Source organism: Agrobacterium larrymoorei, from assembly GCF_005145045.1.
Lineage (GTDB): Bacteria > Pseudomonadota > Alphaproteobacteria > Rhizobiales > Rhizobiaceae > Agrobacterium > Agrobacterium larrymoorei.
The window spans coordinates 1,505,607-1,528,072 of record NZ_CP039691.1 but is presented as its reverse complement, the minus strand read 5'-3'; the positions used below and the strand labels follow the sequence as shown (position 1 = coordinate 1,528,072).

Genomic DNA, 22,466 nt, shown 5'->3' with positions numbered 1-22,466 from the left:
GCCCATGAGGCCCAATTTCATAGCGTGGAATCAACGCCCGTTCGATTATTTGTCGTGCACGATGGTCTTGCGACCGCCGCCCGTCAATATTTGCGCAAAACCGCCCTTCTCGTGGATCGAGAAGACGATGATCGGAATGTGGTTTTCGCGCGCAAGGGCCACGGCTGCAACGTCCATCACGGCCAGACCCTTGCCCAGAACTTCCGAGTGGGTCAGCTCGTCGAAGCGGGTCGCGGTCGGATCCTTCTTAGGATCGGCGGAATAGATGCCGTCGACCTGCGTGCCCTTGAAGATGGCTTCAGCGCCCATTTCGGCGGCGCGAAGGGCTGCAGCGGAATCGGTGGTGAAGAAGGGGTTGCCCGTGCCACCAGCAAAGATCACCACCCTGCCCTGAGACAGATGATGAATTGCGGCGCGCTGGGAGAAGCTTTCGCAGATTTCAGGCATGGCGATGGCCGACAGAACGACCGTATCGATCGCCTGTTTGCGCAGCGATGTTGCCAGCGCCAGCGCATTGATGACGGTTGCCAGCATGCCCATGTGGTCGCCGGTCACGCGGTCGCCGCCCTTGGAGGCCACGGCCACACCGCGAAAGATGTTACCGCCACCCACGACGACACCGACTTCGACGCCCATGGCGCGGGCCTCGGCAATATCGGAAGCGATACGGTCTGCGACGGCGACGTCGATACCGAACCCTTGATCGCCCATGAGGGCTTCGCCGGACGCTTTGAGAAGGACACGTTTATAGAGCGGCTTGGAAGACATCATGACTCCTTTGGGCAGGTCGCGCAAAGTCTGGCACCGGATTTGCTGCAACGGTATGCGAAACATAGAAAATCTACAGCCGCATGAAAACTCTTGGAATTTATCATGCAATGTAGACTGTAACCGCAACGCGGATACACGAAGGGCACCGCGTTGTCACGCGATGCCCCATAGTTTTCCAGCATTAGGATGAATCGATCAGCCCTTGGCGACCGCAGCAACTTCAGCAGCGAAGTCGCTCTCTTCCTTTTCGATGCCTTCGCCGAGAAGCAGGCGAGCCATGCCGACGACTTCGATCTTCGCGCCAGCTTCCTTTTCAGCTTCCTTGACAGCAGCCTCGACCGTCAGGTCAGGGTTGATGACGAAAGCCTGCGAGAGAAGAGCAACTTCTTCGAAGAACTTGCGCATACGGCCATCGACCATCTTTTCGATGATGGCTTCCGGCTTGCCGGATTCGCGGGCCTGCTCGATGAATACGTTGCGCTCGCGTTCTGCAACGGCGGCATCAACTTCTTCAGCGCGGATGGCGAGCGGGTTCGTTGCAGCGATGTGCATGGCAATCTGGCGACCGATGGACGTCAGAACAGCCTTGTCGCCTTCGGACTTCAGCGCAACCAGAACGCCGAGCTTGCCGATGCCGTCGCCAGCAGCGTTGTGAACGTAGGTCGCAACAACGCCATGCTCGACTTCGAGCAGGGCTGCGCGGCGCAGCGTCATGTTCTCGCCGATGGTGGCGATTGCGTCCTTGATGGTATCTGCAACGGTCTTGCCGGTTGCCGGATAGGTCGCAGCAGCGATGGCATCAACCGAACCATTGGTCGTCAGGGCAACCGAAGCAACGCCACGGACGATGTCCTGGAAAGCGTCGTTACGGGCAACGAAGTCGGTTTCGGAGTTGATTTCAATAACGACAGCCTTGTGGCCAGCAGAAGCGATACCGATGAGGCCTTCAGCAGCGGTGCGGCCAGACTTCTTGTCAGCCTTGGCGATACCCTTGGCGCGCAGCCAGTCGATTGCAGCTTCCATGTCGCCGCCCGTTTCAGCCAGCGCCTTTTTGCAATCCATCATACCTGCGCCAGACTTTTCGCGCAGTTCCTTTACCATTGCGGCTGTGATTTCGCTCATTGTGTGCCTCTTGTCGGTTCGGTCGGTCACGGCAGTTTGCCAGGCCGAAAATCGGATTTTGGGAACGAATGTACCCGGAACTGTGACAGCCTGATGAAGCAGCCGTCACGAAACTTGCTCAAACCCCCGCTGTTCCCCAACTCATCGTCTTTTGACGCGGCTACGGGACGTGCAGTGGCTTTAAACGAACAAGGCCGTCGAACATCTAGTCCAGAACGGCCTTGTCTTATCCTGATTGAACGGCGGCGTCACGACGCCGCCAGACGGCCCATTATCAGGCGTTGGATTCGTCTTCGAGAGCTGGCTCGACAGGAGCTTCTTCAGAAGCGCCGATGTCGCGGCCAGAAGCGCCCTGCTGACGTGCGATACCGTCGATTGCAGCGCGTGCAATCAGGTCGCAGTAGAGCGAGATGGCGCGCGAAGCGTCGTCGTTGCCTGGGATCGGGAAGTCGATGTGGTCCGGATCGCAGTTGCTGTCGATGATAGCAACAACCGGGATGCCAAGACGCTTGGCTTCTTCGATTGCGATCTTTTCCTTGTTGGTGTCGATGATGAACATCAGGTCCGGAACGCCGCCCATATCGCGGATACCGCCGAGAGCCTTTTCAAGCTTCTCGCGCTCGCGCTCAAGGTTCAGACGCTCCTTCTTGGAGTAGCCCGAAGCTTCGGAGTTCAGGATTTCATCAACCTTGCGAAGACGCTGGATAGAGTTCGAAATCGTCTTCCAGTTCGTCATCATGCCGCCGAGCCAACGCGAGTTGACGTAGTACTGAGCGGAGCGCTTTGCGCTGTCTGCGATGATTTCGGAAGCCTGACGCTTCGTACCAACGAACAGAACGCGGCCACCACGAGCAACAGTGTCGGAAACGACCTGAAGAGCGCGCGACAGCATCGGAACGGTCTGAGCCAGGTCGATGATGTGGATGTTGTTACGGTCGCCGAAGATGTACGGCTTCATCTTCGGGTTCCAGCGATGTGTCTGGTGACCAAAGTGAACACCAGCTTCGAGAAGCTGACGCATAGAAAAATCGGGCAATGCCATGCCTAGTTATCCTTTTCCGGTTGAACCCCCACGAAGCGAACAGCGCCGTTTTGAAGCGGCACCACCGGGCGGAATGGACCGGATTTCTCCCGGAACACCCCAAGCTTCGCGTGTGGAATGGTGAGCCGCATACAGCGCCCTCACCCAAATTGCAAGCATGCGACATTAAAAAACGCGCAATGCCGCTGCTTTTCAGCGCATGGGCGCCGCTTCGCAAGTCTCGGGCTTCAAAACATCGAGCTTCGCGAGTTTACCCGTCAGCACGAAATCCCCGTAATCCATGGTCAGATCGCGCGTGATTCCATTTTCATAGAGCTTGAACGACATGCGGTAGATCGGCAGAGAATCCGTTCCCGTCTTGTCGTTGTAATAGGCAATCGTCACCGGCCAGAACGGCGCTTTGGCGAAATCGCCCGCCATGCCCGCATCGGCGTCCGTATCGCCGTCCTTCGGCGTCTGCTGCTTGCCGACCAGCGTGGAGGTGATCAGGCTCTGGTCACCATCATCGGATCCATCGAAAACACGCGATTCGAAGATGCGCTTGCCGAGTTTGGCATTTTCGATGACCTGATACATATGCTCGGTCGGAAACTCACCGGCGCCGAGATCGATCTTTCGCGCATCCGGCTTGGTCAGATCCACGGTCATGTTGCCGTCATTGTCAGCCGCAGAACCCGTTACTTCCTTGTCCAGCTTGTCATCGGTAAAGGACTTGGTTTCGAAGGTGAATTTCTTCGACGCCGCATCCTCGAAGGTCGTCGTCTGCTGGTCAGTCAGCCGCACCGCGTCGCCGGTATTGATCTGCGTTACGAAGCGGAAATCCGTCTTGTAACCCTTGCACGAAGAGCCGGTGAACTCATACACCATACGTCCCGTCATACCTTCGATGCCGGAGCGGTCGGAGGCGTCCTTCAACTCGAGATCGTAGACGGCCCGATGCGAGATCAGGCTGGGAACGCTGGCAGGCACGGCACTTGCGATGCAGGGTGTGAAACCCACGCCAGCGGCAAGAACGAGAGCAAGGTTCCTGACGATCATACAATATCTCCTGTTGGACTCATCGCTCATACTGTACAAGCAACCGTCCGGCTTTTGGACATCATGAACTGAATGCCGGATTTTTGAAAGATTTACAACAAAAGCGGAAACGGAAAAAATGTCGGAAGCCATCGAAGCTCGCCTGAAGGAACTCGGTTACACTCTTCCCGCTGCCGCAGCGCCTGCTGCAAACTACGTGCCCTTCACCATCAGCGGCAATCTGCTCTACATCTCCGGTCAATTGCCCATGGAATCCGGCAAGATTGCGGTTACCGGCCATGTCGGCCGCGATGTGGATGTTGCGACGGCTCAGAAGGCCGCAGAACTCTGCGCGGTCAACATTCTGGCACAGGTCAAGGCAGCGCTGAACGGCGATCTCTCCAAGGTTCGCCGCGTGCTGAAGCTGAACGGCTTTGTCGCCTCCGTCCCGGAATTCACCGAGCAGCACCTCGTCATCAACGGCGCTTCGAACCTTATCGCGAACGTTCTTGGCGATGCTGGCAAGCATGCACGCGCAGCCGTCGGCATGGCGTCCCTGCCCTTCAATGCCGCTGTCGAGATCGACGCCATCGTGGAAATCGACGCATGACATTGAAGCTTTCCTGGCTGACGGCGCAGCCCGTGGCCCACCGTGGCTATCACGACATGAACAAGGCCGTATGGGAGAACACGCTTTCTGCATTCTCCCGCGCAATCGAAGCCGGATTCGCTATCGAATGCGATGTGCAACTGGCAGCGGACAGCGTTCCGGTCATTTTCCACGATGACGAGATGACGCGGCTGACGGGCATTAAAGGCGATGTGCGGGAGCGCACGTCCGCAGAACTCGGCATGCTCTCCATCGGCCAGACCAAGGATCGCGTGCCGACACTGAAGCAGCTTTTGAAGCTTTGCGCTGGTAAAGTGCCGCTTGTCATCGAACTCAAGGGTCGCGAAGGCCAAGGCGTGGATGACGGTTTTGCCGAAGCAGTGCTGGAAGACCTCGAAGGCTATCAGGGCCACGTTGCGCTGATGAGCTTCGACCACCATTTGCTGAAAGACCTGAAGGCAGCTGGTTCCCCCTGGCCGCTTGGCCTGACGGCGGAAGGCGCCAAGCCGGAAGACTTCTTCAAGCATGACGAGGCGATGCAGATCGGCCTCGATTTCATCTCCTATTTCTGGGGGCATCTGCCCAACAGCTTCATTGAAGCGCAGAGAAAACTGAACGTTCCGGTGATTACATGGACCGTGCGGGATGAAAACGCCAAAGAGAAGACCTATACATATACTGACCAGATGACGTTCGAAGGTTTCGACCCGAAGGCGTCAGCACCGACAGCATAATCTAAAGCGGGTCGCAGTGAATAGGATTCACCGCGACCCGCTTTAGATCCTTATTTTCTCGCATGTACGTTATCGTTTAATTGAAGACAATTAGACGCGACATGCTTTAGCCATTTGGCAGGCCGCATGAGCGATGAATATTCCATTCGCGTTGCACAGTCCTTCAAGGACATTGATCCGGAAAGCTGGAACAGGCTTTTCGGAACATCTAAAACTACATTAACAAAACCGTACAACCCCTTCATATCGCACGCCTTCCTCTCATCGATGGAAGACTCCGGCTCGGCCACAGCCAAGACTGGCTGGCTCGGCCAGCATCTCCTGCTGGAGCGCGGTGATGGTGAATTGATGGGGGCGATCCCGGCCTATCTGAAAAACCACAGCCGCGGCGAATATGTCTTCGATCACGGTTGGGCGGATGCTTTCGAGCAGGCGGGTGGGCGTTATTATCCCAAGCTCCAATGCTCGGTTCCCTTCACACCTGCAACCGGCCCCAGGCTGCTGACAGCCGGATTGGATTCTGCCGCTTTCCAACAGGTCCTCGCATCCGGCCTCGCCCAAGTGACGGAAAAGCTCGGCGTATCCTCGGCACATGTGACGTTTGCGCCCGAAGACGAGATCGAAGCACTCGAGGATAGCGGCTTCCTGCACCGCACCGACCAGCAGTTCCACTTCATCAATGAAGGTTACCGCGACCACGCAGATTTTCTCGACGCCCTGTCATCGCGAAAGCGCAAGACGCTGAAAAAAGAACGCCGCGCGGCGCTGGAAAACGGCATTGAGATCGACTGGCTGACCGGCAGCGATCTGACGGAAGATATCTGGGACCAGTTCTTCACCTTCTATATGGATACCGGCAGCCGCAAATGGGGCAAACCCTACCTCACCCGTGAGTTCTACTCGCTCATAGGCGAGCGGATGCCGGATGACATCCTGCTGGTCATGGCAAAGCGCGAGGGTAAGTATATTGCGGGCGCCATCAACTTCATCGGCAGCGATGCGCTTTATGGCCGCCATTGGGGCTGCATCGAGGATCATCCATTTCTGCATTTCGAGGTTTGTTATCATCAGGCCATCGACTTCGCTCTGTCAAAGGGCCTGAAACGCGTGGAAGCCGGTGCGCAGGGCGAACATAAGCTCGCCCGTGGCTACACACCAGTCACCACCCATTCCGCCCACTACATCGCCCATCCCGGCCTGCGCCGCGCGATTGCGGATTATCTGGAGCGAGAGCGTAGCGAGGTGGAAGAGATCAACGACTATCTTGAAGATCACAGCCCTTTCCGCAAAGGTGAGCGGCAGGAAACCGACGACTGACGCAGGTTGAACACCACGTCAGATAGCAAATCACGGCATCAAGGCGTGATGCAAGCAAGCATTGAGGGAGACGACATCATGACGACCTATGACACCAACAACATCTTCGCAAAGATCCTGCGCGGAGAAATCCCGTCCGTGAAGGTCTTTGAAGACGAAGATACGCTGGCGTTCATGGATGTGATGCCCCAAGCCCCAGGCCACCTTCTCGTCGTTCCCAAGACGGAAGCACGCAACATTCTCGATGCCGACCCAATGGTTCTGGCAAAGACAATCGTCACAGTCCAGAAACTCGCCATGGCAGCCAAGGACGCTTTCGAAGCGGACGGCGTCTACATCGCCCAATTCAACGAACCCGCCGCCGGCCAAACCGTCTTCCACCTCCACTTCCACATCATCCCCCGCAAGGAAGGCGAACCACTGAAGCCGCATAGCGGCACGATGGCGGATGCGGAGGTGTTGAAGGGCTATGCGGAGAGAATCAAGGCTGAGCTGGCGTAGTCACGTTGAAGTCGCCTAAGCCGTAGCGCTTGATGCGAAAAACGGCGGCAGATCATCAGGCCGACTACCCCATTCAATGTAACAAAACGCGCGAGCGAACACTTGCTCGCGCGTTTTTTACAGGATTGTTGTCCAAGCCCCCTCGTGCTTGTTGCAAACAGCGCTTATCTCTCAATCGCAACAAGATGAAGGAGACTGAATGAGCGACCGATTTGGACCACATGTACAGATGGGCATTCTCGCCGAACGAATGGCCGCCATGTACCAAATGGACGCGAACCTCGAACTCGCTCCTCACCTCTCACATTATATGGAAGAGGTGGAAGTCAACATCGCCGCCGACAGCTTCGACCACATTGGCTTCATGACCAGAATCCACGACAGGCTCGAATCGACTCTCACAGGCACCGTCCAGCCCCGACGTCGCGATTTTCTTCAAGCTGTTGTGACGTCTCTACAAGCGCGGATTGAGGGCCACAGAGCAAGTCTCGTTCAAGAAAGCTGATCTGGTACGTCCAGAATCCTCGTTGCGACGAACAGCTACTGCGGAGCATCAGTTCCTTAACGCGTAGCTTGCAGCTGTAAAGGTGTAGAGCCATGGCAGCTCACCAGCTATACACTCTTATAAGTTGTTCATGTTGCCGAGAATCTACATCATTTTCAATCAGAATGCGTTTTAATGAACTCTCTACTAAGGAGTTTATAGAACGTGAAAAAGATTATTGCGACCTTCGGATTTATTCTCGCAGCCTCCACAACTATGGCGGCCGACGCTGTTAGCGAAGTCCCTTCAGCACCGGTGGCAGACATTGCGCCCGCTTTCAGCTGGACAGGATTTACCGTCGGTGTTCAGGGTGGATACAATTGGAACAAACAAGATTCCCTTATTTCGAACGGTACCGAGTTCTCTGGCCGTTTTGATGGCGGCATCCTCGGCGGGTTTGTCGGTTACAACTATGACTTCGGAAACAGCTGGGTAGTCGGTGTCGAAGCTGACTTCGATAAGAACTGGGCCGACGGCTCCGCGTTCGACGGCGGACTCGAATATGGATTCGATTGGCAGGGCTCCGTTCGCGGTCGCGTAGGCTACGCATTTGACCGCGCACTTGTTTACGGTACCGCTGGCTGGGCATACGCCCGCGGATACGAAGACGTGATCGGTTTCGCTGATGAGAAGAAAAACTTCAACGGCTACGCAGTGGGTCTGGGAGTGGACTACGCATTCACTGACATGGTGTTTGGTCGCGTCGAATATCGCTACACCAACTTCGGCGATAAAACATTCGACTTCGATGTAATCACAATCAAGACAGACGTAGATCAGCACGCAATTCGCGTGGGTCTCGGCGTCAAATTCTGACAGCAGAAACATCGATAAAAAAGCCCGGTCGCAGTGCCGGGCTTTTTTATTGTCTAATTTCGAATCAATGGCAGTATTTGCTCATGTGAGCGAAGAGCGATGAAAATCCGGTCGCCTTAAGTTCATATAATAACGGAAAATTTGATGGCGACCCCTGCAGGACTCGAACCTGCGACCTACTGCTTAGAAGGCAGTTGCTCTATCCAGTTGAGCTAAGGGGCCGTCTTGAGCGCCAATGGCTGGCGCTGGAATTTAAACTTAGTGCGTCGCTATGTTAGTGCGTCCAGGGCTGCGTGCGCGTGTAGCGGAAGTTGTCCGTGTAGGACACCACCTTGCGCGTTGCGTCCTTGGGCTCGATGACGCGGTATTCGATGCCCTTGCGCTGAGCGTAAGCTTCCGCCTGCTCCTGGGTTTCGAAGTTGAGCTTGAGCTGCTGCTTCATGTCCGACGAAGACGTGTAGCCCATGATCGGATCGATCTTGCGCGGAACCTCGGCATCGAACTCCAGCACCCAGATATTCGTCTTGGCCTTGCCAGACTGCATTGCGGTCTTTGCCGGACGATAAATTTTTGCAGACATTTCAACTGCTCCAGTCTTGCGATCAAGCGAGATCACGCTCTTTCTAAGCTGTCACCCGTAACCGATTTATTACAGGCTCCAGCAGAATTTCACTTGGACCGACTCATGGCCGAAGTCAAGCCGCTTGAGGTGCTCAGCTTAAGGAAACATCATGCCTTCTACCAACAGAAATTAGCACGGGCGCACTTGAAGCCGTGCCGCGAAGCATATTCTATCGCGGCATTATCAGGAGAAACCGTTCATGAACGAAAACGTTATCAAGTTCCGCAAACCGCAGCCCCCGAAGCAGCCCCGCCGCGGCCTGCGCAAGCTTTTAACCGTGCTAGGCATCATCGCCTTCTTCATCGCCGCATGGGCGTACTTCCAATATCTTGGATGAGACGCACAAAAGCAGCGTCAAAACCGCGACGCGACTTGCTCAAATTTTACATGAAGGGAAACACGAAAGTCATTCAAATCGAATGACATTTAAGTGGTCGGAGTGGAGAGATTCGAACTCCCGACCCTCTGGTCCCAAACCAGATGCGCTACCAGACTGCGCTACACTCCGCCGATGTCGTGAGGCGGGTAATACATAGTTCGCGGCGACCCTGCAACAGCTAAAATCACCTTTTTGTTGATTTTTTTATAGCCGCCTGTGGAAAGCTTTTGCGGCAGGGGTTTGCATTCGTGTTCCTGCATTACCAAGTTTTCACTTCCCCGTGCAACGAAGCTATGCCAAGCGGGGTTGAGCAGGCAGATTATTTATCGGCAGTTGCATTGGCTCGCCAAATCCGAGCCTCTCACATGCCAGACCGCTGTAATAAAGCGGATGACGGGAATGGAAGACGTGGACACCAGCGCTGAGAACAAGAACAAGCCCGATGCCAATACAGGGCAGAAGCCGGATCTGCGGGATATTTTGGTTTCCTCGAAATCCGGCAAAAAGAAATCCCGCCGCACACTTTATATCACGCTGGCCTTTCTGCTGATCGCGGGCATAGGCATCTATTACTACGCCTTCGCAGGCTCACGCGTGGCCTATGTCTACACCACCGAGGCGGCGAAGACGGGAGAGCTTTCCGTTATCGTTACCTCCACAGGTTCGGTGCAGCCAACGGATCAGGTGGATATTTCCAGCGAACTGTCCGGCACCATCCGCAAGGTGAATGTGACTTATAACAGCCAGGTCAAAGCGGGCGAGGTTCTGGCGGAGCTGGATACCAACAAGCTGGAAGCGGATGTGCAGAGCGCCCGCGCGAAGCTGGCCTCCGCCAAGGCAAGCGTGTTGAAGGCCAGAGCCGATCTCGGTTCCGCCAATACTTCGCTGACGCGCCTTAAATCGCTGGTCCAGAATCGCGTATCCAGCCAGCAGGATCTCGATGCCGCGCAATTTGCTTATGATGCAGCGGCAGCCACGCTGGAAGTCAACGAAGCAGCCGTTCTGTCATCTGAAGCGGACTTGCGGCTGGCGGAGGTCAATCTGAGCAAGGCAAAAATCGTGTCGCCCATCGATGGCGTGATTCTAACGCGTGATGTCGACCCCGGCGCGACGGTGGCCTCCTCGCTCAACGCGCCCGTGCTGTTCACAATCGCAGGCGATCTGCGCCATATGGAGCTTCAGGTTTCCATCGATGAAGCGGATGTCGGCAAGGTGGTGACGGATCAGGAAGCGACTTTCAATGTGGATGCCTATCCCGACAAAAGCTTCCCGGCCAAAATCGAGACCGTGCGCTTCGCTTCCGAAACCGTATCCAACGTCGTTACTTATAAGGGCATATTGACGGTGGATAATGCGGAGCTTCTGCTGCGCCCGGGCATGACGGCAACCGCCAACATCGTGGTGGAGCACGTAAAAGATGCCCTCCTTGTGCCCAATGCTGCGCTACGCTACACGCCGCCCCGTGAAAATGCCTCTCGCAACCGCGGCCTCATGGGGCTCTTCAGCCCTCCCCGCCCAAGGCGGCAGCAGAATGGCGGCGCCAATGATGCAGCCACGAGCAAGCGCACTGTCTGGGTGTTGCGCAACAATGCGCCGGTCAGCGTTTCCGTGGAAACCGGTTCGACGGATGGTCAGTTCACGGCGGTCAAATCGGATGATCTGAAACCCGGCGATCAGGTGATTACCGACGCCACGCAGCGCAGCAGCTAGAGCGGGAGGTGAAGCATGACAGCGCCACCCCTCATCGAGTTTCGCGATGTCGTCAAGCAATATGGCAAGGGCGAAGCCACAATCCGCGCGCTGGATGGTGTGAGCCTCTCGATAGAGGAACACGACTTCGTCGCGATCATGGGTCCATCCGGCTCCGGAAAGTCCACATCCATGAACATCATCGGCTGTCTCGATACGCCGACGGCTGGCGAGTATCTGTTTCAGGGCGTGCCCACCAGCGGTTTCGATAATGAGCATCTGACCCTGCTTCGCCGCCACATGCTGGGTTTCGTGTTTCAGGGCTTCAACCTTCTGTCCCGTACCTCCGCCGTTGAAAATGTGGAACTGCCGCTCATCTATCGCGGCATGAAATCCACCGAGCGACGTGCGCTGGCGATGGAAGCGCTGGCGCAGGTTGGCCTCAAGGGTCGCGAGCACCACACCACACAGGAGCTTTCCGGCGGCCAGCAGCAGCGCGTGGCCATTGCGCGCGCCATCGTCACCAAGCCTGCCCTGCTTCTGGCGGACGAGCCCACGGGCAATCTGGACACGAAAACCAGCATCGAGATCATGGACCTGATAACCTCCCTGAACCGGGATAAGGGAATAACGGTCGTCATGGTCACGCACGAGGAAGATATTGCCGCCCACGCCAAGCGCTTGCTGCGCTTTGTGGATGGCCATCTGGCCTCCGATAGCGCGGCGGAAGACATGCGGGAGACATCCGATGTTCTTTGAGACGACCCGCCTTGCGATGCGCGCCATCAGCCGCAATATGCTGCGCTCCTTCCTCACCGTGCTTGGCGTGGTCATTGGTGTTGCGGCGGTCATTGCCATGGTCACCATCGGCAATGGCACGACGGAGCGGGTGAAATCCGAGCTGTCGCGGCTTGGCACCAACATGCTTTTCATCCGCCCCGGCCAGTTCGGGCCCGGTCGCGCAAGCGTTGATGCCAAGCGCTTCAACGATCATGACATTCAGGCAATCAAGGACCAGATCAGCGGCATCCGCGCTGTCGCACCTCTCAACAGGTCGTCCGCTGCCACCGTCATTTATGGCGGCAAGAACCACCAGACGAGCGTGGTCGGCACCACCAATGACTACCTGATTTCACAGGACTGGACGATTGCGCTCGGGCGCGAATTCCAGCCCGCGGAAGATCGCGGTGGCCAGATCGGCTGCATCATCGGCGAAACCGTGCGGCAGGAGCTGTTCGGCGCATCCAACCCCGTTGGGCAAACGATCCGCGTCAGCAATATCTCTTGTCCCGTCATCGCGGTTCTGGCACGCAAGGGCCAGTCCGGCATGGGAGATGATCAGGATGATACCGTCATCATGCCACTGAAAATCCACCAGCGGCGCATCGGTGGCACGACCACGATTTCCTCCATCATGGTATCCGCGCAAGATGGCGTTTCCACAGCCAAGGTGCAGTCTGATCTGGAAAACCTGCTGCGCGAACGCAGGCGCATCGCACTTGGCCGTCAGGATGATTTCACCGTCAATGACATGACGCAGATCGCATCGGCCATGACGGGCACCACGACGCTTCTCACCGGGTTGCTCGGTGCCGTGGCCGCCGTCAGCCTTCTCGTCGGCGGTATCGGCATCATGAATATCATGCTCGTTTCGGTCACCGAGCGCACGCGCGAGATCGGCATACGCCTTGCCATCGGCGCGCTGGAAAAACAGGTGCTCACCCAATTTCTGGTAGAAGCCGTTATGCTTTCCGCTTTCGGCGGCATTGCTGGCATCCTGACCGGCCTTGGATTGGCCTATGCGGTCGTCAGCTTTCTCGGCGTGCCCTTCGTCACCAGCCCCTCCATCATCGCCATCGCCTTTGCGTTTTCGGCAGCAATCGGCGTCGTCTTCGGTTACTTCCCCGCCCGCCGCGCCGCCAGCCTCAGCCCCATCGATGCGCTACGCCACGAATGAGGTCGAGGTTGCCAATGGAGGCGCCAATCTCCATATGAGAGATTGCCTATGTTGATGGAGTTGAAACCTTGAGCGTCGCCTTTGTTAAGGAAGAAAGTGCTGAAACGGCAGCGGAAACCCACCTGCCGGATCGCCCTATTTCCGAGCACCCCAACCTTGTCACCGAACAGGGACTGAAGCTGCTGGAAGAGCAGCTCAAGGCCGCGCGTGCCGCTCATGAAATTGCCAATGCCGTGGAAGACATAAACGAGCGCCGCCGCCAGCTTGCGCCGCATCTGCGCGATATCCGCTATCTTGCAGAGCGCTTGCGCACTGCTCAACTGATGCCAACACCAGAAATCACGGACACCGTCGCCTTCGGTCTGAAGGTAACCTACACCCGGGAAGACGGGCGCGTGCAGTCCTACCGCATCGTCGGCGAAGATGAGGCAGACCCGAAAACCGGATCGATCTCCTACGTCTCCCCCGTCGCTCGCGCCCTCAACGGAAAATCTGTGGGGGATGTGGCGATGGTCAGCGGTCAGGAACTGGAAATCACCGCGATTGAGTGATGTCGTCCATTGCCGCGGTGCAAAATAACCGCTAACTCCGCCGCAGTGACTATTCTCAACAAAAGGCCTTTTCTCCAATGACGGTGGAATTTCTCGTCACCCATTCCGGTGGCTTCCATGCTGATGAACTGCTTTCCAGCGTCATCCTCGCGCGGCTCTACCCTGAGGCCCGCATCGTGCGCAGCCGTGCGCCCGAATGGATTACACCTGCCGATGATCGGATCATCTATGATGTAGGCGGCGCTTACGATGCGAATGCCCGCATTTTCGATCACCATCAGCGCGGCGCGCCGCTGCGTGAAGATGGCCAGCCTTACAGCTCTTTCGGCCTCGTCTGGAAGCATTTTGGCCGAGAGTATCTCACAGCCTATGGCATAGCTGCCGACCACATCGAAGACGTTCACACCTCCTTCGACAAAAGCTTCGTGCTGCCAATCGATCTGGTCGATAATGGCGCACTTAGCCCATCCACGGCAGGACAACTCGCAGGCCTCACACTGCCTGCGTTGCTTGAGACGCTGAAGCCGACATTCGATAATCGCGAGCCCGGAGCGGATGACGCCGCCTTCCACGGCGCTCTCGCAATAGCCCGCGCCTTTGTGGAGGCTGCAATCGAGAAGAAGGCCGCTAAACTGCGTGCTGAAGGGATGGTCCTCAAAGCGATCGAAGCCACCGGCCAGGGCCGCGTTCTCGAACTCCCGCTCGGTATGCCTTTCCGCCCCGCCATCGTAAAAGCCGATGCCGACCACCTGCTCTTCGTCGTCCACCCGCGCGACAAGGACTGGTGCGTCACCGGCATCCGCCGCGCCGAGGAAGGCTTCGACCTGCGCGCAGACCTCCCCGCCTCCTGGGCTGGCCTGACGAATGGTGATCTCGAAAAAGCCAGCGGAGTAGAAGGCGCCACCTTCTGCCACAACGGCCGCTTCATCGCCGCAGCGAAGACCCGCGAAGCTGCACTTGCAATGGCGGAGATTGCGGTAAGGGAAGCGATTGCTGAGGTGGAGTTGGCGTAAAACCAACTCCACTGCTCAAGGACGATCCAAGTCTGGCCAAATCTCGATGTAACGAGATGGAAGTGCGGTGTTAGCAGCCCTCATCCTGAGGTGCCCCGCAGGGGCCTCGAAGGGCGCGGGTTGCGGGCGTAACACTAAGACTTTGAAGATAGAATGCCTGGCGCTATGCTTCGGGGCACCTCAGCATGAGGGTGGAGTTTGCGGCCACCTAAATTCACACCCGGCAAATAATCACACGCCCGCGCCCGCTGCCTCGCGCTGCTTGGCAAGCTCGGCAAGATCGGCGGCCTTGAGTTCTACGGATTCACCGCAGCCGCAGGCTGATGTCTGGTTCGGATTGCTGAAAATGAAGCCGGAGCGCATTTTGGTGACTTCGAAATCCATCTGGGTTCCCAGAAGATAAAGCACTGCCGAGGGCTGCACCCAGACGCTCGCACCATCGCGTTGGATCAGGTCATCCTTGGCGTCGGGCTCGGTCACGAGGTCGATGGTATATTCCATGCCCGCGCAGCCACCTTTTTTGATGCCGACGCGCACGCCCTTGGCATCCGGGCCGGAATTCTCGACGATTGCCTTGACGCGGGAGGCCGCGGCCTCCGTCATGGTCATTACTGCGAAGCCCATGGGCTTATTCTCCTTAAACAGTCGGGTTCAAGGCCCGATGCTTCATGGTATTCAATTTAGTCTCGGTGGACGACGGCCGCAAGAGGCGGTCACCATGCACTTACTTCGTCACCACGCACTTGTACTGCGGGGTCCAGCCGACGCGTGTCTACGCTGCGAGAAAACTCTTTCAGGCCAAAGACTTGGCCTGACTGGATACCGGCTCAAGGCGGGTATGACGGCGTTGTTAGTACCAACCAACCGCAACCTGAGCCTCTTCCGACATGCGGTCAGGCGTCCATGGTGGATCGAATGTCATCTCTACGGTGACACCTGAAACGCCTTCGACAGCACCGACGGCATTTTCCACCCAGCCCGGCATTTCGCCAGCTACAGGGCAACCGGGTGCGGTCAAGGTCATGACGATCTTGACCATGCGGTCGTCTTCGATATCGATCTTGTAGACGAGGCCGAGTTCGAAAATATCGGCGGGGATTTCCGGGTCGTAGACGGTTTTCAGCGCAGCGACGACATCGTCGCTAAGGCGGGCCAGTTCATCCGGTGGGATACTGGAGGCCTTTGCCGGAGCGGCGGTCTGCGTGGGAGCAGCGTCTTGCGCCACATCCGGAAGCTGTTCGGTCGTATCGGTCGTCATGGTCCTGATCCTCAGTTCGATCTCAGGCGAAGAAATTGCGGGCGTAATCCAGCGCTTCGGCAAGTGCATCCACTTCCGCGCGCGTATTATAAAGCCCGAAGGATGCACGGCATGTGGAGGTCACGCCGAAGCGTTTCAAGAGTGGCATGGCGCAATGCGTTCCCGCGCGCACCGCAACACCGCGACGGTCGATGACCATCGAAACATCGTGGGCGTGAATGCCCTCCAGCTCGAAGGAAAAGATGCCACCCTTATCCGGTGCATTGCCGATGATGCGCAGCGAGTTGATGTCGCGCAGACGCTCCGCCGCATAGGCAGCAAGATCAGCCTCATGTGCGGCAATCGCGGCGCGACCGAGATTGTCCATATAATCCAGCGCATAACCAAGGCCGATGGCCTGCACGATGGGCGGCGTGCCTGCCTCGAAGCGGTGCGGCGGCTCGTTATAGGTAATCTCGTCTTCGGATACGTCGAGGATCATCTCCCCGCCGCCCTGGAACGGGCGCATCTCGCGAAGGCGGTCGGCCTTGCCGTAAAGCACGCCAATGCCTGACGGACCGTAGAGCTTGTGGCCGGTCATCACATACCAGTCGCAATCGATATCGCGCACATCCACCGGCATGTGGACGGCACCTTGCGAGCCATCGATCAGCACCGGAATGCCACGCTCATGCGCGATGCGGCAAATCTCTTTGACCGGAACGATGGTGCCGAGCGCATTTGACATATGGGTGATAGCGACGAGCTTGGTGCGCTCCGTCAGGCTTCTCTCGAAAGCCTCGATGTGAAACGCGCCTTCATCATCCACCGGCACCCATACCAGCTTCGCACCCTGACGTTCACGAATGAAGTGCCACGGCACGATGTTGGAGTGGTGCTCCATGATCGAGATGACGATCTCGTCGCCTTCGCCGATACCGGGCATGCCATAACCGTAAGCGACCGTGTTGATCGCCTCGGTGGAAGACTTGGTGAAGACGATTTCGTCCACCGAACCGGCATTCAGGAAGCGCCGCACCTTTTCGCGTGACGCCTCATAAGCATCGGTCGCGGCATTGGAAAGGAAATGCAGGCCGCGGTGGACGTTGGCATATTCGTTTGCATAAGCATTCGAAATGGCATCGATGACCACCTGCGGCTTTTGTGCGGACGCGCCGTTGTCCAGATAGACCAGCGGCTTGCCATAGACCTCGCGCGAAAGGATTGGAAAATCCTTCCGCACGGCTTCGATGTCATAAGGGGCCACGGTTGCGGCGCGTTCGCTATGATCAGGCATGATGTTCCAGCCAGCCGGAGATGATACTCTCCAGCGCCTCTACCAAATTGTCTTCTTCCAGCTCTTCCACGATTTCCGCGACGAAAGCGTTGACGAGCATGGCGCGTGCCTTTGCCCGCGGCACGCCGCGCGCCATCAGGTAATAAAGGTGGTTGTCGCTGATATCGGCAACCGTCGCGCCGTGGCCGCACTGCACGTCGTCTGCGAAGATTTCAAGCTCGGGCTTTGCCGAGAACTCGCCGTCGTCAGACATCAGAAGCGTGTTGCAGGCCATCTTGGCGTCGGTCTTCTGGGCATCGGGCGCAACCCGGATCATACCCTGGAAGATGCCCTTCGCACGGTCGAACACAACGTTGCGGAAGACTTCCGTCGAGGTGGTGTTCGGCACGTTGTGGCCGAGAACCATGGTCACGTCCGTATGCGTTTCGCCGCCAAGAAGGTTGACGCCGCGAACGGAAAGATCCGTGCCCTCGCCTTCCACATCAATGCGCAGTTCCTGGCGAACCAGCTTGCCACCGGCATTGATGATGAACAGGCGAAGCTTGGCTTCCGCACCCAGCTTGATGCGAAGCTGCGAAAGGTGAATATCAGCCGCGCCCTGCTGTTGCAGAATGATGTAGAGCGCATCCGCGCCGTCCTGAACCTCGATGTCACTGACATGAGATACGAGAGCGGCTTCTTCAGTCACAGACAGGTGACGCTCGATAACCGTCGCCTTCGAGCCCTTGCCGAAACGCACTGGCGAGCGGCTGTGAACCTGACCCGCGCCGTGGATAGCCTGCAGCTCGAGCGGCTGCTCGATTTCGGCACCATCGGGCACTGCAACGGCAAAACCGTCACGCACGAAGCTGCCATTCAGGCGGCCGATCATGTCGTGGCTATCTGCTGCCACAAGAGCAGGTGCAGCCGTGCCATCCAGCAGGCTTTCGGCATAGCTGGTAACTTCGAAGTTTTCGATCTGCGCATCCGCAGCCTTGCCGTGCAGCAGGTAAGCCACCTGCGAACCGGAAATAGCGGCAGCACGCTTTTCGATAACCGGTGCGGAAACATCCTCTGGGATGCTGCGCAGCAGGCTCTTCATGTCGGTATAGTGCCAAGCCTCGATGCGGCGCGTCGGAAGACCGGCGGTCTTCAGATCATCGAACAGCACATCACGCGCGGCAACGACATCGCCATTGCCCGGCAACTCGCTGAACTTGGCCGTGAAGGCTTCCACCAGTGCGGTTTCCGCAGGTGTCAGCCGGTTGGTCGTTTGAATGTTCATGGACATCACCTCCTGGCCCTAAACTTAGGCCGCTTCACCGATGATGTCGGCGTAACCGTTGTTTTCCAGCTCCAGCGCCAGAGCTTTGTCGCCCGAACGGATGATCTTGCCCTTGTAGAGAACGTGAACGCTATCCGGCACGATGTAATCGAGCAGGCGCTGGTAGTGGGTGATGACGACGGTTGCACGATCCGGAGACTTCAGCGCGTTGACGCCATCGGCAACGATCTTCAGCGCGTCGATATCGAGACCTGAGTCCGTTTCATCCAGCACGCAAAGCTTCGGCTCCAGCAGAGCCAACTGCAGGATTTCGGCACGCTTCTTCTCACCACCGGAGAAGCCGACGTTCAGCGGGCGCTTCAGCATATCCATGTCGATCTTCAGATCGCCAGCGGCTTCCTTGACGCGCTTGATGAAATCAGGCGTCGTGAGTTCAGACTCGCCGCGTGCCTTGCGCTGCTCGTTCATCGCAACCTTCAGGAATTGCATGGTCGCAACGCCGGGAATTTCCACCGGATACTGGAATGCGAGGAAAACGCCCTTCGCCGCGCGCTCGGCAGCGTCCAGTTCCAGAATGCTTTCGCCGTTGTACAGAATGTCACCGGAGGTGACTTCATAGTCTTCGCGGCCGGACAGAATGTAGGACAGCGTAGACTTGCCGGAACCGTTAGGCCCCATGATAGCCGCCACTTCACCAGCAGCAACCTTCAGGTTCAGACCCTTGATGATCTCGGTTTCAGTATCGGCGATCTTTGCGTGCAGGTCGATGATTTCAAGCATGTTTTAGTTCCTATCCGTAGTGCGGTTTCAAAAACCGCCTCGCAGACCCGGTTTACGGGCCGTTCTCAATTCTCACATCCGTCATCCTCGGGCTTGACCCGAGGATCCAGTCGGTCAATTCAATTTGCACGTCGCGTCAATGGATCCTCGGGTCAAGCCCGAGGATGACGCCGAGCGAGGGGTTAGCCCACAGAACCTTCCAGCGAAATCCCGATCAGCTTCTGCGCTTCGACCGCAAATTCCATCGGCAGTTCCTGAATGACTTCCTTGACGAAGCCGTTGACGATCAGCGCGATTGCCGCTTCTTCGGGGATGCCGCGTTGCAGGCAGTAGAACAGCTGGTCCTCGGAAATCTTGGACGTCGTCGCCTCATGCTCGAAATGCGCGGACGAGTTCTTGGCTTCGATGTAAGGCACCGTATGCGCGCCGCACTTGTCGCCGATCAGCAAGCTGTCGCACTGTGTGAAGTTACGGGCGTTGGTAGCCTTGCGGTGCGCCGAAACCTGGCCGCGATAGACGTTTTCCGAGAAGCCGGCGGCGATGCCCTTGGCGATGATGCGGCTCGACGTGTTCTTGCCGAGGTGGATCATCTTGGTGCCGGAATCGACCTGCTGGTAACCGTTGGAAACGGCAATCGAGTAGAACTCGCCACGGCTGTCATCGCCGCGCAGAATGCAGGATGGGTACTTCCAGGTAATGGCGGAGCCGGTTTCGACCTGCGTCCAGGAAATCTTCGAGCGGTCGCCACGGCAATCGCCACGCTTGGTCACGAAGTTATAGATACCGCCCTTGCCTTCCTTATCGCCCGGATACCAGTTCTGGACGGTGGAATACTTGATCTCGGCATCATCAAGTGCAACGAGCTCGACCACGGCAGCGTGCAGCTGGTTCTCGTCGCGCTGGGGTGCGGTGCAGCCTTCGAGATAAGAAACGTAAGCGCCCTCTTCCGCGATGATCAGCGTGCGCTCGAACTGGCCCGTGTTCTTCTCATTGATGCGGAAATAGGTGGAAAGCTCCATCGGGCAACGAACGCCCTTCGGCACGAACACGAAGGAGCCATCGGTGAAGACGGCAGAGTTCAGCGTCGCATAGAAGTTGTCGGTCGTCGGAACGACGGAGCCGAGATACTTCTTCACCAGCTCAGGATGCTCGCGCACGGCTTCGGAGATGGACATGAAGATCACGCCCGCCTTCTTCAGCTCTTCCTTGAAGGTGGTGACGACGGAAACCGAATCGAACACGGCATCGACGGCAACCTTGCGCGTCTGCACACCGGCCAGAATTTCCTGTTCCTTCAGCGGAATGCCGAGCTTTTCATAAACCTTCAGAAGCTCCGGATCGACTTCGTCCAGAGACTTCGGGCCCGGCGTGCTCTTCGGCGCTGCATAATAATAGAGATCGTTGAAGTCGATCTTCGGGTAGTTGACGCGCGCCCATGTGGGCTCTTCCATCGTCAGCCAGCGCTGATAGGCTTCAAGACGCCATTCCAGCAGCCATTCCGGCTCCTGCTTCTTGGCGGAAATGAAACGGATCACCTCTTCCGACAGGCCCTTGGGCGCCTTGTCGACTTCGATCTGCGTTTCGAAACCGTATTTATACTGGTCCACATCGATCTGGCGAACCTGATCGATTGTTTCCTGAACCGCTGCCATTTTCGTTCTCCAATCTCGCCGGATACAAGGTCCGGTGGCTTGTCAACGTATCAAGGCGAAAACTCCGCCTTCATTCGCGCTTTCACATAAATGCGAGAGGCTTTGGAAGCCAGCGCTTTTATGCGTTAATTTAAGATCGGGTTGGCGCTTTTCACACCGCACCGCAAGCGAAATTTTGACATTTCGCAATTTATTGCCGCCTATCAGGCGGCCTGACCGGAGAGCTTTCGCCGCCCGGCAATCTTCGCAAAGGCAGTAATAGCCTTTTCAATATCGTCTTCCGTGGTGGCGTGACCGAGCGAAATGCGCAAAGCACCAAGCTTCGGATCATGCCCCATTGCCGTCAGCACATGGCTTTCACCCACCTTGCCCGAAGAGCAGGCCGAACCGGCAGACAGTGCAACACCTTCGATATCGAAAGCGATCTGCCCCGTTTCGGACTTCAGACCCGGCAGGGTGAAAAATGTCGTATTGGCAACGCGCTGAACATCGGCACCATGGATAATGACGTCAGGTGCCGCGGCCCGCATCGCATTCTCAAGCTGCATCCGCAGCCCCGCCAAACGCTCGCTTTCCGTGTCCAGCCTCTGCGCCGCTTCTGTTGCAGCAACGCCAAAGCCAAGAATGGCAAGCGTGTTTTCCGTGCCGGAACGATGCCCTTTCTCTTGACCACCGCCATGGATCAAAGGCTTCGGCATCATCACTTCGCCGCGCGAAATCAAGGCACCTACGCCCTTCGGACCACCGATCTTGTGCGAGGAGATGATCAGAAAATCAGCCCCAAGCGCCTCGATATCGACAGGGATACGCCCAACCGCCTGCACGGCATCGACAACCATCAACCCGCCAGCGGCGTGAACGAGCTTTGCTGCCTCTTCTACAGGCTGAATAACGCCCGTCTCGTTGTTGACGAGCATCACCGCCACCGTCGGCAGCCCGCTTGCCGCATCATGCCCGGCAAGCAGAGCTTCCAAAGCCGCCAGATCGACAAGTCCCTGGTGGGTGACAGGTACTTCCATCACATTCGAACGCTCGAAGCGACCGCCTTCGCGAAGCGCCGGATGCTCGATTGCCGAAACGTAGAGATGACCGATATTTAGGGAAGCACGGCCCATTTTAAAGAGCGGCGAAAGCACCAGATTGGCCGCTTCCGTCGCGCCGCTGGTAAAGACGACGTGCGATGCCTGCGCACCGACCAAAGCCGCAACATCCCGACGGGCCGATTCTATAGCGGCACGGACAGCGCGTCCCTCCTTATGAACGGACGATGGATTGCCGGACATTTCCAGAGCAGAAACAAGCGCATCACGGACGGCGGGCAACAGCGGTGCTGTCGCGTTCCAGTCCATATATGTGCGTGTCGTCATGCTCATGGCGCAAAAGCTGCCTTTATCCGGGTCATTCGCGCGTGAAAGCGCATTTTCCTTGAAATTTCCGTCGCCCTTGCCTTATGACACACCCAACTGTGCTGAAGGCACGCAAAGTTTCGAATAATTCTAAACTGGGTTTTAGAAAAGCTGACCATCCGCGTCAAGTCTTCTTGCGCATGGA

24 protein-coding genes and 2 tRNA genes are annotated in these 22,466 nt (G+C 57.2%); 12 read left to right on the top strand and 14 right to left on the bottom strand.

Going from position 1 to position 22,466, the window contains the following annotated elements; all coding sequences use genetic code 11:
- Positions 1–45: 45 nt before the first annotated feature.
- From pyrH to CFBP5473_RS07215, 4 genes are all read right to left on the bottom strand, one after another.
- Positions 46–768 carry a UMP kinase gene (gene pyrH, locus CFBP5473_RS07230; RefSeq protein WP_027673339.1) on the bottom strand — a complete coding sequence of 241 codons (723 nt, stop codon included), beginning with the start codon at positions 766–768 and terminating at the stop codon, positions 46–48.
- Positions 769–966: 198 nt separating this feature from the next.
- The gene (gene tsf, locus CFBP5473_RS07225; RefSeq protein ID WP_027673340.1) at positions 967–1,893 is read right to left on the bottom strand and encodes a translation elongation factor Ts; all 927 of its coding nucleotides are present in this window, start codon (positions 1,891–1,893) and stop codon (positions 967–969) included.
- A 274-nt stretch (positions 1,894–2,167) separates the two neighbouring features.
- Complete coding sequence (rpsB, locus tag CFBP5473_RS07220; protein ID WP_027673341.1) at positions 2,168–2,935, bottom strand: 30S ribosomal protein S2; 768 nt, start codon at positions 2,933–2,935, stop codon at positions 2,168–2,170.
- Between the two features lie 192 nt (positions 2,936–3,127).
- Entirely contained in the window at positions 3,128–3,973 is an 846-nt protein-coding gene (locus CFBP5473_RS07215; protein ID WP_027673342.1) for a cell envelope integrity EipB family protein, read from the bottom strand.
- Positions 3,974–4,091: 118 nt separating this feature from the next.
- Here CFBP5473_RS07215 and CFBP5473_RS07210 point away from each other — a divergent pair, with 118 nt between their 5' ends.
- From CFBP5473_RS07210 to CFBP5473_RS07185, 6 genes are all read left to right on the top strand, one after another.
- Positions 4,092–4,562: a RidA family protein gene (locus CFBP5473_RS07210; protein WP_027673343.1), complete on the top strand. Its 471-nt coding sequence runs from the start codon at positions 4,092–4,094 to the stop codon at positions 4,560–4,562.
- The gene (locus CFBP5473_RS07205; RefSeq protein WP_027673344.1) at positions 4,559–5,296 is read left to right on the top strand and encodes a glycerophosphodiester phosphodiesterase; all 738 of its coding nucleotides are present in this window, start codon (positions 4,559–4,561) and stop codon (positions 5,294–5,296) included. The genes CFBP5473_RS07210 and CFBP5473_RS07205 overlap by 4 nt, the downstream gene beginning before the upstream one ends.
- 126 nt (positions 5,297–5,422) lie before the next feature.
- Entirely contained in the window at positions 5,423–6,613 is a 1,191-nt protein-coding gene (locus CFBP5473_RS07200; protein ID WP_027673345.1) for a GNAT family N-acetyltransferase, read from the top strand.
- 78 nt (positions 6,614–6,691) lie between these two features.
- Positions 6,692–7,114: an HIT family protein gene (locus tag CFBP5473_RS07195; RefSeq protein WP_027673346.1), complete on the top strand. Its 423-nt coding sequence runs from the start codon at positions 6,692–6,694 to the stop codon at positions 7,112–7,114.
- 199 nt (positions 7,115–7,313) lie between these two features.
- The gene (locus CFBP5473_RS07190; RefSeq protein ID WP_027673347.1) at positions 7,314–7,619 is read left to right on the top strand and encodes a hypothetical protein; all 306 of its coding nucleotides are present in this window, start codon (positions 7,314–7,316) and stop codon (positions 7,617–7,619) included.
- A gap of 204 nt (positions 7,620–7,823) precedes the next feature.
- The gene (locus CFBP5473_RS07185) at positions 7,824–8,474 is read left to right on the top strand and encodes an outer membrane protein (RefSeq protein WP_027673348.1); all 651 of its coding nucleotides are present in this window, start codon (positions 7,824–7,826) and stop codon (positions 8,472–8,474) included.
- A 145-nt stretch (positions 8,475–8,619) separates the two neighbouring features.
- Here the strand turns inward: CFBP5473_RS07185 and CFBP5473_RS07180 are convergent.
- Both CFBP5473_RS07180 and CFBP5473_RS07175 read right to left on the bottom strand, forming a co-directional pair.
- Positions 8,620–8,696 (bottom strand) — tRNA-Arg (locus tag CFBP5473_RS07180).
- A gap of 52 nt (positions 8,697–8,748) precedes the next feature.
- Positions 8,749–9,054, bottom strand: a complete 306-nt coding sequence (locus CFBP5473_RS07175; protein WP_027673349.1) for an ETC complex I subunit — start codon at positions 9,052–9,054, stop codon at positions 8,749–8,751.
- 241 nt (positions 9,055–9,295) lie between these two features.
- Between CFBP5473_RS07175 and CFBP5473_RS25015 the strand changes: the two genes are divergently transcribed.
- Positions 9,296–9,433, top strand: coding sequence for a hypothetical protein (locus CFBP5473_RS25015; RefSeq protein WP_169696877.1), 138 nt, complete (start codon positions 9,296–9,298; stop codon positions 9,431–9,433).
- 94 nt (positions 9,434–9,527) lie between these two features.
- On the opposite strand, the gene CFBP5473_RS07170 is transcribed toward CFBP5473_RS25015, so the two are convergent.
- Positions 9,528–9,604, bottom strand: a tRNA-Pro gene (locus CFBP5473_RS07170).
- A 270-nt stretch (positions 9,605–9,874) separates the two neighbouring features.
- On the opposite strand from CFBP5473_RS07170, the gene CFBP5473_RS07165 reads away from it, so the two are divergent.
- The 5 genes from CFBP5473_RS07165 to CFBP5473_RS07145 all read left to right on the top strand — a co-directional run bounded on the left by CFBP5473_RS07165 (position 9,875) and on the right by CFBP5473_RS07145 (position 14,685).
- Complete coding sequence (locus CFBP5473_RS07165) at positions 9,875–11,185, top strand: efflux RND transporter periplasmic adaptor subunit (RefSeq protein WP_027673350.1); 1,311 nt, start codon at positions 9,875–9,877, stop codon at positions 11,183–11,185.
- Positions 11,186–11,200: 15 nt separating this feature from the next.
- Positions 11,201–11,923 (top strand): ABC transporter ATP-binding protein, encoded by a 723-nt coding sequence (locus CFBP5473_RS07160; protein ID WP_027673351.1) that lies wholly within the window; start codon positions 11,201–11,203, stop codon positions 11,921–11,923.
- Positions 11,913–13,121, top strand: a complete 1,209-nt coding sequence (locus tag CFBP5473_RS07155) for an ABC transporter permease (protein WP_027673352.1) — start codon at positions 11,913–11,915, stop codon at positions 13,119–13,121. The genes CFBP5473_RS07160 and CFBP5473_RS07155 overlap by 11 nt, the downstream gene beginning before the upstream one ends.
- A 68-nt stretch (positions 13,122–13,189) precedes the next feature.
- On the top strand, positions 13,190–13,672 hold the full coding sequence (greA, locus tag CFBP5473_RS07150; protein WP_027673353.1) for a transcription elongation factor GreA: 483 nt from the start codon (positions 13,190–13,192) through the stop codon (positions 13,670–13,672).
- A 77-nt stretch (positions 13,673–13,749) separates the two neighbouring features.
- Positions 13,750–14,685: an MYG1 family protein gene (locus CFBP5473_RS07145; protein WP_027673354.1), complete on the top strand. Its 936-nt coding sequence runs from the start codon at positions 13,750–13,752 to the stop codon at positions 14,683–14,685.
- Between the two features lie 231 nt (positions 14,686–14,916).
- Here the strand turns inward: CFBP5473_RS07145 and sufA are convergent, their stop codons facing one another.
- From sufA to CFBP5473_RS07110, 7 genes are all read right to left on the bottom strand, one after another.
- Positions 14,917–15,309: a Fe-S cluster assembly scaffold SufA gene (gene sufA / locus CFBP5473_RS07140; RefSeq protein ID WP_027673355.1), complete on the bottom strand. Its 393-nt coding sequence runs from the start codon at positions 15,307–15,309 to the stop codon at positions 14,917–14,919.
- 226 nt (positions 15,310–15,535) lie between these two features.
- Positions 15,536–15,943: an SUF system Fe-S cluster assembly protein gene (locus tag CFBP5473_RS07135; RefSeq protein WP_027673356.1), complete on the bottom strand. Its 408-nt coding sequence runs from the start codon at positions 15,941–15,943 to the stop codon at positions 15,536–15,538.
- Between the two features lie 22 nt (positions 15,944–15,965).
- Positions 15,966–17,219 (bottom strand): cysteine desulfurase, encoded by a 1,254-nt coding sequence (locus CFBP5473_RS07130; RefSeq protein ID WP_051441111.1) that lies wholly within the window; start codon positions 17,217–17,219, stop codon positions 15,966–15,968.
- Positions 17,212–18,483 (bottom strand): Fe-S cluster assembly protein SufD, encoded by a 1,272-nt coding sequence (sufD, locus tag CFBP5473_RS07125; protein WP_027673358.1) that lies wholly within the window; start codon positions 18,481–18,483, stop codon positions 17,212–17,214. The genes CFBP5473_RS07130 and sufD overlap by 8 nt, the downstream gene beginning before the upstream one ends.
- A 24-nt stretch (positions 18,484–18,507) precedes the next feature.
- Positions 18,508–19,263 (bottom strand): Fe-S cluster assembly ATPase SufC, encoded by a 756-nt coding sequence (gene sufC, locus CFBP5473_RS07120; RefSeq protein WP_027673359.1) that lies wholly within the window; start codon positions 19,261–19,263, stop codon positions 18,508–18,510.
- 182 nt (positions 19,264–19,445) lie between these two features.
- Entirely contained in the window at positions 19,446–20,915 is a 1,470-nt protein-coding gene (sufB, locus tag CFBP5473_RS07115) for a Fe-S cluster assembly protein SufB (RefSeq protein ID WP_027673360.1), read from the bottom strand.
- A gap of 203 nt (positions 20,916–21,118) precedes the next feature.
- Entirely contained in the window at positions 21,119–22,288 is a 1,170-nt protein-coding gene (locus CFBP5473_RS07110; RefSeq protein WP_027673361.1) for a cysteine desulfurase family protein, read from the bottom strand.
- Positions 22,289–22,466: the final 178 nt, after the last annotated feature.